The sequence below is a fragment of the Sanguibacter keddieii DSM 10542 genome (genome assembly GCF_000024925.1).
GTDB lineage: Bacteria > Actinomycetota > Actinomycetes > Actinomycetales > Cellulomonadaceae > Sanguibacter > Sanguibacter keddieii.
Window position 1 is genome coordinate 1,539,101 of the sequence record NC_013521.1, and the last position, 12,777, is coordinate 1,551,877.

Sequence of the window (12,777 nt, forward strand, 5' to 3'; positions counted from 1 at the left end):
CCTCGCCGACGCCTCAGGAGGGGGGCGCGGCGTCGGCGCGTGCGGCGGCGCAGTCCGCGCAGGTGCCGAACAGCTCGATGGTGTGCTCGATCTCGGTGAAGCCGTGGGTGGAGCCCACGAGCGTCGCCCAGGCCTCGACCGTGGGGCCGTCGATCTCGACGGTGGCCCCGCAGCTGCGGCAGACGAGGTGGTGGTGGTGCTCGGACCGCTCGCACCGGCGGTAGAGGCTCTCGCCGTCCGCGGTGCGCAGCACGTCGACCTGCTTGGCGTCGGCGAGCCCCTGGAGGGTCCGGTACACGGTCGCGAGGCCTGTGCTGTCGCCGCGGGCACGCAGGATCTCGTGGAGCTGCTGCGCGCTGCGGAAGTCTTCGACGGACTCGAGCAGCTCCGCGATCGCGGTGCGCTGCCGGGTCATGCGCTGCATCTGGGGGCTCCCTGGTCGAGTGTGACGTCGTCCATCATATCGGGGTGCGGGTCGCGGGCGACCGTCCGCCGTCGCACCACGAGCGGGCGCAGCGCGGCGACCACGGCGTAGAGAGCGATCGCGAGGACGACGATGGTCGCGCCCGGTGACTGCGGCTGCCAGTAGGTGATCGAGAGGCCGACGACGCACACGGCGACGCCGATCGCGACGGCCACGACCATGGTGCGTCGGAACGACGTGGTGACGAGCTGGGCGACGGCGACGGGGATGATCATCAGCGCGCTGACGAGCAGCAGCCCCACCACGCGCATGGAGACGGTCACGGTGAGCGCCGCGATGACGGCGATCGCGATGTTGAGGCCGCGGACCGGCAGGCCGGAGGCCCGCGCGAAGTCCTCGTCGTGGGACACGCTGAACAGCGCCGAGCTCAGCCCCACCCCGACCAGCAGGATGACCGCGCCGAGCCCGACCGTGAGGTAGAGGTCGGTCATGGTGACCGTCGAGATGGACCCGAAGAGGTACGACATGAGGTTGGCGTTGGTGCCGCCGGCGAACCCGATGATGAGCACACCGCCGGCGATGCCGCCGTAGAACATCAGGGCGAGCGCGACGTCGCCGCTCGTCCGGCCACGCTCGCGCACCAGCTCGATCGCCACGGAGCCCAGGACGGCGGCGACCACGGCGCCGGGGATGGCGAGGGCGTCGTTCTGGACCAGGCCCATGGTCGACCCGACGAGCCACCCGACCGCGACTCCGGTGAGCGCGATGTGCCCGATGCCGTCGCCGAGCAGGGAGAGCTTGCGCTGGACGAGGTAGGTGCCCATGACGGGGGCGGTGAGCCCGACGATCACGGCGGCCGCGAGGGACCGCTGCATGAAGGGGTCGGACAGCATGCCGCTGATCTCGGAGAAGAAGGTCATGAGGGGAATCCTGTGTCCTGGATGAGCGGCGAGCCGGGCTCTTCGTCGTGGTGCGGGTGCACGTGGTCGTGGCCCGGGGCGCCGTGGTCGCCGGCTGGGGCGAGGGGCGCGCCGTCGTGCACCTTGGTGCCGTGCTGCAGGACCACGGTACGGGTGATGAGGGGCGCGAAGCTGCCGAGCTCGTGGAGCACCACGAGGATGGTGGTGCCCTGCTCGACGAGTGCTGTCAAGGTTGCGGCGAAGGCCTCCTGGCTCGGGTGGTCCACCCCGGCGACGGGCTCGTCGAGGACGAGCAGGTCGGGCTTGCGGGCGAGGGCGCGGGCGATGAGGACGCGCTGCTGCTGGCCGCCCGAGAGCTCGCCGACGGCGCGGTCGGCGCGGTCGGCCAGCCCGACGCGTCCGAGCGCCTCGAGGGCGTCGGCGCGCGCGGACCGCGGCAGGCGGATGCGGCGGCCGTAGAGCAGGCCGGACGCGACGACCTCGAGCGCGGTCGACGGCACCCCGGTCGAGGCGCTGACGCGCTGCGGCACGTAGCCGATGCGCTGCCAGGGCACGGAGCGCCCGAGCGGCGTGCCGTGGATCGCGACCGTGCCGTGGGTGGTCGGCAGGATCCCGACGAGGGACCGGACGAGCGTCGACTTGCCGGACCCGTTGGCGCCGAGGAGGGCGACGACCTCGCCCGAGCGGACCGTCAGGTCGATGCCGCGCAGGATGTGGCTGCCGTCGATGGACACGTGCACGCCGTGCGCCTCGATGGCCGGCGCTGCCGTGCTGCCCGGTTGGTCTGAGGCGCCGGGCGAGGGTGCCGACGTGAGGGTCTGGCTCATGCGCAGCCCAGACCGGACTGGAGTGCCTCGAGGTTGCTCAGCATGACTGAACGGTAGTCCCCGTCGGGGTCGGTGAGGCTCTCGAGCGGGTCGAGGACGGCGCTCGTGATGCCGAGGTCGGCGGCCAGGGTCTCGGTGACCTTGGGGCTGACGAGCGTCTCGAAGTAGATGGTAGTCACGCCGCGGTCCTTGATGATCGCGGAGACCTCCTTGATGCGGGCCGGCGAGGGCTCGCCCTCGGGGTCGATCCCGGAGATGCCGACCTGCTCGAGCCCATACCGCTCGGCGAGGTACCCGAAGGCCTCGTGCGAGGTGACCAGGAGCTGCGAGTCGCACTGGGCGAGGCCGTCGGCGAAGGTCGTGTCGAGCTCGGTGAGCGAGGCCACGAGGTCGTCGCCGCGCTGGGCGTAGGTGTCGGCGTTGTCCGGGTCGATCGCGGAGAGCTCGGCGACGACGTCCTCGCTGACGTCTGCCAGGCGCTCGGGGTCGAGCCAGAAGTGGGGGTCGAGCGCCCCGTGGTCGTGGCCGTCGTCGGTCGAGTGCTCCTCGCCGTGCTCGTCCTCGGACTCGCCCTGGAGCTCGTGCGCCTCGAGGTGGGCCGACGTGGCCGCGTCGACCACGTGGGCGGGCTCGCGCTGGGCGATCGCGTCGTCGACGGCCGGCTGGAAGTCGGAGAGGTAGACGACGAGGTCGGCGTCGCCGACGCTGCGCGCGGCTGCGGGGGAGAGCTCGAGGTCGTGCGGCTCGGCACCCGAGGGGGTGAGGGAGGTGACGTCGACGAGGTCGCCGCCGATCTCCTGGGTGATGAACTGCAGGGGGTAGAACGAGGCGAGGACCTGGAGGCGGCCGTCGTCCGGGGTGTCCGCGCTGCTGCAGCCCGTGAGGGCGAGGGCGGCGCCGAGGGCGCTGACCGCGAGGGCTGCTGGGACACGGGACCGGGGGATGTTCATGAGCATCATTCTCAATTGTGCGGAGGAGGGGTGTCAAACGTCTGCGGTGTCTCGTCGGTCACCAGGTCCCACAGGACCTCGTCGTCCCGGCGGCGCCACCGGCGCGCCGCACCGGCGGGCTCGAGCACGTCGGTGAGCCACACCGTCTCGCCAGGCGCCCAGCCGGCGAGCACGGTGCAGGCACCGGCGACGGGGGTGCCCTCCACCGGGACGGCAGTCCCCGCCGTCGTCAGGTAGCCCCTCACGGTGAGGTGCACGGCGTCGTAGTCCTCCGCGACGGCCGACCAGTCGGGGGCCGCCCAAGCGCCGTCGACGCCTGTCGTCTCCCACCACGTCCGTCGCCGCGACCGCGTGACGTCACGAGGGAACCTCGAGACGAGCGCCGCGAGGTCACCGGGGCCGTCGATCTCGAAGACCCGCGGTGCGCGCGTGGCCCACAACGGCCATGACAGAGCATCGGACCAGCCGTAGCTGTCCTCTGGGTAGAAGAGTCCCGCCGGGGCGAGCGACGGCACCGTCGGTGTCGTGCGGACCAGGTCCGCCCCGAGAGGCTGGGTCCACCACTCACCGCCCGCCGCATGCTCGAGCCCGCGGTCCGAGCCCACGTGCTGCTCCTCCTCGAGGTCCCGGTCCGTACGCCAGCGCTCCAGGCGCTCTCGTGCACCGACCAACGCACTCCGGCCGGCGGGTGCGGTCTCGTCGAGCATCTCGACCTCGTGCAGGTCGTCCAGGTCGAGAGGGGCGGTCCACCACCCGGTCGCGCTCGCCGACGCCAGCACCTCGGCCACGGGGCGGAGCCGGTCACGACTCCCCGGGAGGGCGAGCTCCTGGTCCAGCTCGTCCTGTGACTGCCAGTACCGCGCCGCGTCGACGGACTCGGTGAGTGCGAGCGAGATGTCCTCGGGTGACATGTCGTCTGCGACCTCGGCGCACAGCCGTCGCCCGCGCGGACCGGCCAGCAGGTCGTCGGCGCTCAGCGGGCGGAGGGCGTGCGGCGTGGCGCTCGCGGTCATCTCGTCGGCCGCCCTGCCGCCGCCAGCTGCTGCGTGGCGTGCTCGATGCTCGCCTCGGTCTTGACGAAGGTGAAGCGGATGCTCGACCGGAGCAGCGCCGCGGTCTCCGATCCGGCCTGGCAGAACGCGCTGACCGGGACGCCGACCACCCCGGCCAGGTCCGGGAGGCGTCGGGCGAGCTCGGCGCCGTCCTCGTAGCCGAGGGGCGCGCCGTCGGCCACCACGAAGTACGTGCCCTGCGGCACGACGACGTCGAAGCCCGCGGCGACGAGCCCTTCGCACAGCAGGTCACGGCGGTGGGCCAGCGAGTCGCGGAGGGCTCTGACGGCCTCGTCGCCTCGCGGGTCGGTGAGGGCCAGGGCCACGGCGGGCTGGAACGGGGCCCCGTTGACGTAGGTGAGGTACTGCTTGACGGTCCGGATCGCGGTGACGAGGTCGGCGCGGGCGTGCAGCCAGCCGATCTTCCAGCCGGTGAGGGAGAAGGTCTTGCCGGCCGACGAGATGGTCACCGTCCGGTCGGCCATGCCGGACAGCGTGGCGACCGGGACGTGCTCGACGTCGTCGAAGGTCAGGTGCTCGTACACCTCGTCGGTCACGACGATCACGTCGTGCTGCTGTGCCACCGCCGCGATCTCCCCGAGCTCGGCCCGGGTGAGCACGGTCCCGGTCGGGTTGTGCGGGGTGTTGACCAGGATGATGCGCGTCTGCGGACCGACGGTGGTCCGCAGGGCGTCGACGTCGAGCGCGAAGCGCGCGCTGCCCGCGGTCCGTCGCAGCGGCACCGTCCGGTGCACGGCCCCGGCGAGTGCGATCGCGGCGGCGTGCGAGTCGTAGAAGGGCTCGAGGGTGACCACCTCGTCGCCCGGCTCGCAGAGCGCGAGCAGCGTCGCGGTGATCGCCTCGGTCGCGCCGGCGGTGACGAGCACCTCGGAGGCGGGGTCGACCGAGAGCCCGTAGCAGCGCTCCTGGTGCTGGGCGACGGCGCGCAGCAGCTCGGGCGTGCCCGGCCCGGGCGGGTACTGGTTGTGGCCCTCCCGGATCGCCGCGACGGCCGCCTCGCGGACGAACTCCGGGCCGTCCTCCTCCGGGAACCCCTGACCGAGGTTGATGGCGCCGGTGGTCGCGGCGAGCGCGGACATCTCGGCGAAGATCGTCGGCGCGACCGTGCCGTCGGACCCGAGCAGACCTGCGGCCCGTGCGGTGCGGTGCCAGGCGCCAGCCGGTCGTGGTGTGGTCATGGTGCTCCAGTCGCAGGTCTCGGGCGGGTGGTCCTCTCGGGCCAGGCTAGCGACGTGCGTCACGGTCGTGGGTGCGCGTCCGGCGCGGCACGCGTGCCGGCCCCTAGTAGCCTGGGACCTCGACGCGCGACGTGCGTCGACCCCCTGAGCCCCACGAGCCACGTGCGGGCCCCGATGTTCTTGGAGTGATCACTGTGGCCCAAGCGCCCTCTCGTCTCGACGCCGCCATCTCCCTCGCGAAGCGCCGTGGCTTCGTCTTCCAGTCCGGCGAGATCTACGGAGGTTCGCGCTCGGCGTGGGACTACGGGCCCCTCGGTGTCGAGCTCAAGGAGAACATCAAGCGCCAGTGGTGGCGCACCATGGTCACGAGCCGCGACGACGTCGTGGGCCTCGACTCCGCGGTCATCCTGCCGCGCAAGATCTGGGAGGCCTCCGGCCACGTCGGCGTCTTCACCGACCCGCTGACCGAGTGCCTCTCGTGCCACAAGCGGTTCCGCGAGGACCAGATGCTCGAGGAGTTCGAGGAGAAGAAGGGCCGCGTCCCCGAGAACGGCCTCGCCGACATCGCCTGCCCCAACTGCGGGACCCGCGGCCAGTGGACCGAGCCCCGCGACTTCAACATGATGCTCAAGACGTACCTCGGCCCCGTCGAGGACGAGTCCGGGCTGCACTACCTGCGCCCCGAGACCGCGCAGGGCATCTTCGTGAACTTCGCCAACGTCGTCGGCGCCAGCCGCAAGAAGCCGCCGTTCGGCATCGGCCAGATCGGCAAGTCCTTCCGCAACGAGATCACGCCGGGGAACTTCATCTTCCGCACGCGTGAGTTCGAGCAGATGGAGATGGAGTTCTTCGTCGAGCCCGGCACGGACGCCGAGTGGCACCAGTACTGGATCGACCTGCGCACCGCCTGGTACGTGGACCTCGGCATCAGCCGTGACAACCTGCGCCTGTTCGAGCACCCGCAGGAGAAGCTGTCGCACTACTCGACCCGCACCGTCGACATCGAGTACCGCTTCGGGTTCACCGGCTCCGAGTGGGGCGAGCTCGAGGGCATCGCGAACCGCACGGACTTCGACCTCAAGACGCACTCGGAGCACTCCGGCAAGGACCTCAGCTACTTCGACCAGGGCAAGAACGAGCGCTGGGTCCCGTACGTCATCGAGCCCGCGGCCGGTCTGACGCGCTCGCTCATGGCGTTCCTCGCCGAGGCGTACACCGAGGACGAGGCCCCGAACGCGAAGGGCGGCGTCGACACCCGCACCGTGCTCAAGCTCGACCCGCGCCTGTCGCCGGTCAAGGCCGCGGTCCTGCCGCTGTCCCGCAACGAGCAGCTCTCGCCCAAGGCGCGCGACCTCGCGACCGAGCTCCGCAAGCACTGGAACGTCGACTTCGACGACGCCGGTGCGATCGGCCGCCGCTACCGCCGCCAGGACGAGATCGGCACGCCGTTCTGCATCACCGTCGACTTCGACACCCTCGACGACCAGGCCGTGACGATCCGCCACCGCGACGACATGTCGCAGGAGCGCGTCGCCCTCGACCAGGTCACCGCGTACCTCGGCGCCCGTCTCCTCGGAGCCTGACGCCCCCGGGGCGGCGCGCACCACGCGTCGCCGTCCCGGCCTGCACGTCCGACGCCCGCGTCCCGACCCTCACGGGTCTAGGCGCGGGCGTCGTCGCGCCAGGGTGTGCTCGCTGCTGGCCGTGCCGTCCGCGAGCCGCCGTGTGACCATCGTCCGGTGCGCACCGACGACCGTCCCGACGACCGACCTCTCGCCGTACGGGCCGTCGCCACGGTGCAGCGGTCACGGTGGCCGGGTCGTCGGGGCCGCCCGGTCCGGGTGTGCCGCTACGACGCGCTCCATCACGACGGTCGCGTCGAGACCGACGTCCGGGTCACCGTCATGTACCGAAGGTCCCCGGCCGACTTCGAGGTCGTGTCGCGGACGGTGCACGACCACTGCCCGGAGGTCGGCACGGGGGCATGGGTCGGTGCTGCCGGAGACCTGGTCGACGGACCTGGCCCGGTCGACCACCCGGGCCGGGTCCGCTACGGCCGTCGGGTGCCGTGGCCACCGCTGGACCGGCGGCGCGACCCTCGACGCGCGCTGCTGTGGCGTGCCGGGCTGGGGGCGGTCGCGGCGGTCACCGGGATCCTGCTCCTCGTCGGGACCGGCGGCGCCGGACCGCTCGCGGCCCTCGGTGTGCTGTCCGCCGTGTGCGGCGGCGCCGCACTCGCGACGACCCTGCCGGGCGGCTCACGGCGGCGGTGACTGCCGGGATGCCCGAGCGGTCCGTCAGGGTCGAGGCGCTCGCCCCACCCTAGAGCGGGGTTCGACGGGCGAGGAGCTCGGCGATGGTCGCGCGGACCTCTGGTGACAGGGGCTGGTCGGACAGGGCCTCGTGCATCCAGAGGCCGTCGGCGGCGAGCCGTGCCACGAGCCGCCAGACGGCCTCCGGGTCCTCCTGGGTGACCGCGGCGGGGTCGACGGGCGGTGCCCAGCGGTTCATCACGGACGTCCACGGAGACATGTGCTCCGGTGTGCTCACGGCCTCGAGGAGGAGCTGGAGCTCTGCGCGGGTCGCGGACTCCGTGCAGACACGGACGTAGGCGCTGAGGCGTTCGTCGACGGTGGCCTCGTCCGCGGACTTCCCCGCGGTGCGGGCCATCAGTGCGTCCCAGGCGTCGGCCTCGTGCTCGTGCAGCGCGGTGAGCAGCTCCTCCCGTGAGGGGAAGTGGTACATGATCCCTCCGCGCGTGAGGCCGGCCTCGGCCGCCACGGAGTCGAAGGTCACTGCTGTGACACCTGCTCGCTGGATGACGCGGGTCGCCGCGTCGAGGATCATCGTTCGCTTGCTGGTTCGCACAGGTGTCCTCGCAGGTCAGTGGTCGGAGTCGTAGGACGAGGAGGCGCTCCCCGGACCGTAGCGCCAGAGCAGCGCGGTGGTCAGGGCCGCCCCGGTCGCCAGGACTGCCGCCACGACGACCATGACGACGGAGTACCCGTGGTCGAACGCCGTGAAGGCCGCCTCTAGGATGCCAGGGTCCGAGGCGCTCGTGGACAGCGCCCCGGAGAGGGAGTCTCCGGCCTCGGCCAGCGCTCCGGGCGGCAGGGTGATGGTGCTGGTGTAGATCGCGGTGAGCAGCGAACCGAGGATCGCGACCGCGGTGAGGCTGCCGAACTCGTAGGAGACCTCTTCGAGCGACGAGGCCATGCCGGCGCGGCGCGGCGGCACGTTGCCGACGATCGCGGTCGAGGCGACGGACATCGCCGCGCCGAGCCCCATGCCGGTCAGCGCGAGACCGGCGATCATCCAGCCCAGGCCCGACTGGAAGCTGGTGACGGTCACGACCACCCCGACGGTGCTGACGGTCAGCCCGCCGCCGATGAGGGTCCTGAGCCCGACCACGTGCAAGAACGCACCGCCGAGCAGCCCGGTGGGCAGGGCGCCGACCGCCACGGCCGCGACCAGCGCGCCGGCCTCGAGCGGGCTGAGGCCTTCGACCAGCTGGTAGCGCTGGCTGGTGACGAGCTGGATGCCGCCCACGGCGAACATCGCAAACGCTGCCGCGAGGACACCGGCGGCGAAGGCGCGGTTCCGGAAGATCGAGAAGTCGAGCAGGGGGTGGTCCAGGCGTGACTGGCGACGGGTGAAGGTGATCGCTCCGAGTGCTGCGGCCACGAGGGCTGCCGCGACCACGGGCCACGACGGACCGGGCTTGGTGACCTCCTTGAGGGCGAAGACGAGCCCGACCATCGCGACCATCACCTGGACGGAAGACAGCAGGTCCCACGTCTTCGAGGGGTCGGGGTCGTTGTGCGGGGCGACCTTGAGCACGACGAGCAACGCGATGACCGCGACGGGGACGTTGACGAGGAACACCGAGCCCCACCAGAAGTGCTCGAGGAGGGCTCCTCCGACGATCGGTCCCAGGGCGCTGCCGATCAGCGCGACGGATCCCCATACGGCGATGGCGACGTTGCGCTCGCGCTCGATCGTGAACGCGATGCGGATCAGCGCGAGCGTGGCCGGCATCATCGACGCCGCACCGACCGCCAGCACGGCGCGTGCGGCGATGAGGACCTCGGGGGCGGGTGCGAATGCCGCGACCAGGGAGGCCGCCGCGAAGATGACCAGCCCGACGAGGAACATGCGCTGGTGCCCGACACGGTCGCCGAGGGTCCCTGCTCCGAGCAGCAGGCCTGCCATGACGAGGGGGTAGGCGTTGATGATCCACAGGCCCTGCGACGGCGACGCGCCGATCTCCTCGGTGAGGGTGGGCAGCGCGGTGTAGAGGATCGAGTTGTCGAGGGTGATGAGCAGCAGTCCTGCGCTCACGGTCACGAGGAGCAGCCATCGCTGCCGAGGGCTCGTGGGCGATACCACGGCGGGGGTACGGGTCGAGTTCACGACGTAACTGTACCATCTAGAATGTATAGTTACGGGAACGTGGCTCACCCTCAGACCCGATCGCCACCGCGACCGCTCGAGGTCTGCGAGGGGATCCCCAGACGCGACACCCGGTCGACGGGTCCGGCATAGACCTGCGTCAGTGCTCCGCCCAGAGCCACCGCAGCGCGTCGGGGAGGAGGACGCCGCCGTGGTTCGGGCTGTGGCCACCGTCGCCTGTCACCAGCCTGAGGTCGTAGCCGGCGCGGGCGAGCGCTGCTGCGGTCTCGAGGTTCTCTGCGAACCAGTTGTGGTCCGCCGCGTCCCAGTTCAGGTCCCTGTGCGCGGCGTGGAGGAGCACACGCAGCGGCTTGCGCGGCTCGCTGGCGACGAGCGCGGGGTACGGGTTGCCGCCGGGCATCTGGGCGAAGCTGGCGTTGAACGCGATCACCCGTCCGATGCCGTCCGGCCGCGTCCACGCCGCAGTCAGCGCGGCGTCACCGCCGCTGCTGCCGCCGCAGATCCCGCGCATCATCGGGTCGTCCGCGACCGCGTAGCGGGCCTCGACCAGGGGCAGGACCTCGTCGAGGAGGAACGTCGCGTAGCGGTCGTCGAAGGCGTCGTACTCGGCGTTGCGGTGCTTGGTGGGGACTCCGTCGACGTCGAGGACCCCGGGGTCGACGAACACGCCGATCGTCTGCGGGAGGTCTCCTGTGGCTGCGAGGTTGTCGAGGACCGTCCCTCCCCGCACGTCTCCCTCGGGGTCCAGGTACCACCAGCCGTCGTTGAAGAACATCACCGCGCTGTCCTGGTGCGGCGAGTGGCCGGCTGGCCGGTGCACCCAGACCGTGCGCGACGTCCCGGGGAACGTGTCGCTGTCGTCGATCGAGAGCCGCTCGACAGACCCTGGTTCGACCCCGTCTCTGGGCCGAGAGTCGGGGCCGTACTCGTAGGTGACGTCGACCTGGGAGACCGGGAGCGAGGCGAACGGGATCGTGGTGGCCATCGGTCGACACTATCGAGCCCTCGGCGACGGGCTGGCTACGATGTCGCCATGGGTCTTCACCTCGACGCGACCACCGCCCTGTCGACCGCGGGGTGGGTGCGCGAAGGACCGACCCGGGCTGCCTCCGCCCCGGTGCCGGACCCGCTGGTCGGAGCCTCCGACCAGCTGGTCTCCTGGGTGAGGTCGTTCTCCCTGCTCGCCAGCCCCGACGACCAGGTGTGGTTCCTCTCGGCGGACAGCTATGCCGGTGGGGTCAGCGACGAGGCGTTCCCGTGGGACGCGTTCCGGCACGAGAGCCTGGCGGCTGCTCCCGGCGAGGCTGAGCGCTCCGCCGTCGACGCCTTCTGGTCCTCCCACATCCCGATCCTGCTGTCGGTGCGCGACGGGTACGAGTACCTGGCCGTCGCACCGGACGGCAGGGTCGTCCGTGGAGGAGAGCCGGAGTACGAGGAGGTGACGGTCGTCGCCGCCGGTCTCGACGCACTGCTCCGGTGCGTCGCCACCGGGACCAGCACAGGAGACCTCCTCACCGACGCCCTGCTCGGTACGGTGGGCGCCGCCCGGCCGGACGACGACCGTTAGCCCCCACGGGGAGCCGCGGTCTGGGGTCAGCGGCCGGTTCAGCTCTCGTCTGTGCTGACGTCCACCACGAGGCGTGTGGGCTCGGTGAGCGTGAACACGCGGAACGGGGCCTGGGCGTCCAGCCCGACGAAGGTGCTGCTCCAGCCCTCGAAGATGCCTGTGGCGAACACGTCCTGGACTACCTCGGCCTGGCTGGCGTCGTAGTGGCCTTCTGCCATCTGGCTCAGGTCGAGCTCGCCCTCGGTCAGGGGGAGGCTCACCCCGCTCACGCTGACCCGGACGATGGCGTCTCCGGCGAGGTCGACCTCACCGACCACCTCGTCAGAGACGACCTCCTCGACGTACTCCGCGCGCCAGCCGGGAGTGCCGGTGCCCTCGAAGTCGATCACCACCCGGTCGAAACCGTCGTGGTGTGCCACCCGGGCGCCGGTGGAGAACAGGGGGCCCTCGTCGCCGGGCGACACGGGGTGCTCAGGACTCTCCTGCGCCTCCGTGCTGAACTCGGCACCTGCGGGCTCCTCTGCCTCGTCCGCCGGTGCGTCCTCCGGCTCCTCGGCGGTCGGCAACGGTTCGGGCTCTTCCGTCGCGGCGGGCGTCGTCTCCGTCGGCTGCGGTGCCGTGGTGGTCGGTGCCGTATCGGTCGGCTGCGTCGCCGTCGGCTCAGGGTCGGTCCCGGAGGAGCTGCACGCCCCGAGGGCGAGAGCTGCAGCGACGACGGCGGGCAGAACGGTCCTGCGCATGTGAGGTGACCTTTCAGAGCGGAGTGCTCGAACCTATCCACACGCGCCCGGCTCCGCACCCTCAGCGCACCAGCGGCTTACCGGACCATGCGGGCGTCGGTGATCGACGGGGCCTGCGGGTCGACCTGCTCGGTGCCGTCGAAGACGAAGCCGTTGCGTGCGTAGAACGCGGTAGCCCGAGGGTTCTGCTTCGCCACCCAGAGCATCGCCGGACCGGCCCCGATCGCCTGGTCGAGCAGTGCCTGGGCTGCGCCACTCCCGTGGTGCGACTCCGCGAGGTAGATCGCGTAGAGCTGACGCTGTCGCGGGAGCGCTTCGTCTCCGTCGCCGATACCCGGTCCAGCCCAGGCGAAGCCGACGAGCGTCCCGTCAGCCTCGGCGACCCGCACGGTGACGTCGTCGCGGGGGTGGGACAGGACGTGCTCCCACATCCGGTGACGACCCTCGACGTACTCCGTCGAGAAGTAGTCGTGCGGCAAGAGGTGGGTGTACGCCTCGCGCCAGGTGCTGACGTGGAGCTCGGCGAGGTGGGGTGCGTCCTGAGCCGTCGGCTCGCGGATGGTGAAGTCCATCCGGTCATCATGACAGGGCGAGCGCCCCTGCTGGCCCGTGCCCTCGACCACCGGCTCATGCAGACGACGACGAGCCTGGACCAGCGCACACGTCGGTGCGTCGGTCCAGGCTC

The 12,777-nt window shown here is 71.6% G+C and carries 14 protein-coding genes; 3 read left to right on the top strand and 11 right to left on the bottom strand.

Going from position 1 to position 12,777, the window contains the following annotated elements; genetic code table 11:
• Window positions 1-13: 13 nt before the first annotated feature.
• The 6 genes from SKED_RS06695 to SKED_RS06720 are packed head-to-tail and all read right to left on the bottom strand — an operon-like array spanning window position 14 to window position 5,372.
• Complete coding sequence (locus SKED_RS06695; protein ID WP_012866374.1) at window positions 14-424, bottom strand: Fur family transcriptional regulator; 411 nt, start codon at window positions 422-424, stop codon at window positions 14-16.
• Window positions 412-1,344, bottom strand: a complete 933-nt coding sequence (locus tag SKED_RS06700) for a metal ABC transporter permease (protein ID WP_012866375.1) — start codon at window positions 1,342-1,344, stop codon at window positions 412-414. The genes SKED_RS06695 and SKED_RS06700 overlap by 13 nt, the downstream gene beginning before the upstream one ends.
• Window positions 1,341-2,171, bottom strand: coding sequence for a metal ABC transporter ATP-binding protein (locus SKED_RS06705; RefSeq protein WP_012866376.1), 831 nt, complete (start codon window positions 2,169-2,171; stop codon window positions 1,341-1,343). Before SKED_RS06705 ends, SKED_RS06700 begins: the two co-directional genes overlap by 4 nt.
• Complete coding sequence (locus SKED_RS06710) at window positions 2,168-3,130, bottom strand: metal ABC transporter substrate-binding protein (RefSeq protein ID WP_012866377.1); 963 nt, start codon at window positions 3,128-3,130, stop codon at window positions 2,168-2,170. Before SKED_RS06710 ends, SKED_RS06705 begins: the two co-directional genes overlap by 4 nt.
• 2 nt (window positions 3,131-3,132) lie before the next feature.
• A complete protein-coding gene (locus SKED_RS06715; protein WP_012866378.1) occupies window positions 3,133-4,134 on the bottom strand; it encodes a hypothetical protein in 1,002 nt (333 codons plus the stop codon).
• Complete coding sequence (locus SKED_RS06720; protein WP_012866379.1) at window positions 4,131-5,372, bottom strand: aminotransferase class I/II-fold pyridoxal phosphate-dependent enzyme; 1,242 nt, start codon at window positions 5,370-5,372, stop codon at window positions 4,131-4,133. Before SKED_RS06720 ends, SKED_RS06715 begins: the two co-directional genes overlap by 4 nt.
• Before the next feature lie 194 nt (window positions 5,373-5,566).
• On the opposite strand from SKED_RS06720, the gene SKED_RS06725 reads away from it, so the two are divergent.
• Window positions 5,567-6,955: a glycine--tRNA ligase gene (locus SKED_RS06725; protein WP_012866380.1), complete on the top strand. Its 1,389-nt coding sequence runs from the start codon at window positions 5,567-5,569 to the stop codon at window positions 6,953-6,955.
• Between the two features lie 156 nt (window positions 6,956-7,111).
• Window positions 7,112-7,645, top strand: a complete 534-nt coding sequence (locus SKED_RS06730; protein ID WP_012866381.1) for a hypothetical protein — start codon at window positions 7,112-7,114, stop codon at window positions 7,643-7,645.
• Window positions 7,646-7,694: 49 nt separating this feature from the next.
• Here SKED_RS06730 and SKED_RS06735 read toward each other — a convergent pair whose 3' ends face one another.
• From SKED_RS06735 to SKED_RS06745, 3 genes are all read right to left on the bottom strand, one after another.
• Window positions 7,695-8,219, bottom strand: a complete 525-nt coding sequence (locus SKED_RS06735; RefSeq protein WP_245534613.1) for a TetR/AcrR family transcriptional regulator — start codon at window positions 8,217-8,219, stop codon at window positions 7,695-7,697.
• A 36-nt stretch (window positions 8,220-8,255) separates the two neighbouring features.
• Window positions 8,256-9,713 carry an MFS transporter gene (locus SKED_RS06740; RefSeq protein WP_245534614.1) on the bottom strand — a complete coding sequence of 486 codons (1,458 nt, stop codon included), beginning with the start codon at window positions 9,711-9,713 and terminating at the stop codon, window positions 8,256-8,258.
• Window positions 9,714-9,924: 211 nt separating this feature from the next.
• Window positions 9,925-10,770, bottom strand: a complete 846-nt coding sequence (locus tag SKED_RS06745; RefSeq protein WP_012866384.1) for an alpha/beta hydrolase — start codon at window positions 10,768-10,770, stop codon at window positions 9,925-9,927.
• Window positions 10,771-10,818: 48 nt separating this feature from the next.
• Here SKED_RS06745 and SKED_RS06750 point away from each other — a divergent pair, with 48 nt between their 5' ends.
• Window positions 10,819-11,352 carry a hypothetical protein gene (locus SKED_RS06750; RefSeq protein WP_012866385.1) on the top strand — a complete coding sequence of 178 codons (534 nt, stop codon included), beginning with the start codon at window positions 10,819-10,821 and terminating at the stop codon, window positions 11,350-11,352.
• A gap of 38 nt (window positions 11,353-11,390) precedes the next feature.
• Here the strand turns inward: SKED_RS06750 and SKED_RS06755 are convergent, their stop codons facing one another.
• A complete protein-coding gene (locus tag SKED_RS06755) occupies window positions 11,391-12,092 on the bottom strand; it encodes an AMIN-like domain-containing (lipo)protein (RefSeq protein ID WP_012866386.1) in 702 nt (233 codons plus the stop codon).
• Window positions 12,093-12,169: 77 nt separating this feature from the next.
• Entirely contained in the window at window positions 12,170-12,664 is a 495-nt protein-coding gene (locus tag SKED_RS06760; protein WP_012866387.1) for a GNAT family N-acetyltransferase, read from the bottom strand.
• Window positions 12,665-12,777 lie beyond the last annotated feature (113 nt).

What these genes read in the sequence shown, in the direction of transcription:
- SKED_RS06735 (WP_245534613.1), bottom strand. Translation starts at nt 8,219, where the DNA reads ATGATCCTCGACGCGGCGACCCGCGTCATCCAGCGAGCAGGTGTCACA.
- SKED_RS06700 (WP_012866375.1), bottom strand. Translation starts at nt 1,344, where the DNA reads ATGACCTTCTTCTCCGAGATCAGCGGCATGCTGTCCGACCCCTTCATG.
- SKED_RS06695 (WP_012866374.1), bottom strand. Translation starts at nt 424, where the DNA reads ATGCAGCGCATGACCCGGCAGCGCACCGCGATCGCGGAGCTGCTCGAG.
- SKED_RS06720 (WP_012866379.1), bottom strand. Translation starts at nt 5,372, where the DNA reads ATGACCACACCACGACCGGCTGGCGCCTGGCACCGCACCGCACGGGCC.
- SKED_RS06715 (WP_012866378.1), bottom strand. Translation starts at nt 4,134, where the DNA reads ATGACCGCGAGCGCCACGCCGCACGCCCTCCGCCCGCTGAGCGCCGAC.
- SKED_RS06750 (WP_012866385.1), top strand. Translation starts at nt 10,819, where the DNA reads ATGGGTCTTCACCTCGACGCGACCACCGCCCTGTCGACCGCGGGGTGG.
- SKED_RS06755 (WP_012866386.1), bottom strand. Translation starts at nt 12,092, where the DNA reads ATGCGCAGGACCGTTCTGCCCGCCGTCGTCGCTGCAGCTCTCGCCCTC.
- SKED_RS06760 (WP_012866387.1), bottom strand. Translation starts at nt 12,664, where the DNA reads ATGGACTTCACCATCCGCGAGCCGACGGCTCAGGACGCACCCCACCTC.
- SKED_RS06710 (WP_012866377.1), bottom strand. Translation starts at nt 3,130, where the DNA reads ATGATGCTCATGAACATCCCCCGGTCCCGTGTCCCAGCAGCCCTCGCG.
- SKED_RS06705 (WP_012866376.1), bottom strand. Translation starts at nt 2,171, where the DNA reads ATGAGCCAGACCCTCACGTCGGCACCCTCGCCCGGCGCCTCAGACCAA.
- SKED_RS06745 (WP_012866384.1), bottom strand. Translation starts at nt 10,770, where the DNA reads ATGGCCACCACGATCCCGTTCGCCTCGCTCCCGGTCTCCCAGGTCGAC.